Source organism: Fulvivirga aurantia, from assembly GCF_009711475.1.
Taxonomy (GTDB): Bacteria; Bacteroidota; Bacteroidia; order Cytophagales; family Cyclobacteriaceae; genus Fulvivirga; species Fulvivirga aurantia.
Map to the genome: position 1 here is coordinate 1 of NZ_SMMD01000035.1, position 272 is coordinate 272.

At 37.5% G+C, this 272-nt stretch carries 1 protein-coding gene; it reads right to left on the reverse strand.

All coding sequences use genetic code 11. The features are described 5' to 3' along the window. A partial coding sequence (locus E1176_RS00030; RefSeq protein WP_155208564.1) for a DUF7683 domain-containing protein occupies positions 1-225 on the reverse strand: 225 nt, incomplete at its 3' end. Between the last annotated feature and the right edge of the window lie 47 nt (positions 226-272).

The following is a 272-nucleotide window of genomic DNA, read 5'->3' on the forward strand; positions in this document are numbered from 1 at the left end:
CGGGAATAAGTCAGCGGTTGCAGAAGTAATCTCATATGGGTCGTACATAAGTGGATCATTCGGCTTTACTTCAAAGCGTTTTTGCATGACCAATAGGTCAAATGAGGTTAAAACGATCTCTTCAACCAGCCATTCCCTTTCTTTATCAAAAACATCGATCTGTCTAATAACATCCATTTCACCCATTACTAAAGCATTATCTGACCGCACTCTTCTTGTAAACATAATATTTTGATGTGCACAGATAGTACAGTTTCAGCTGATAAAATCAA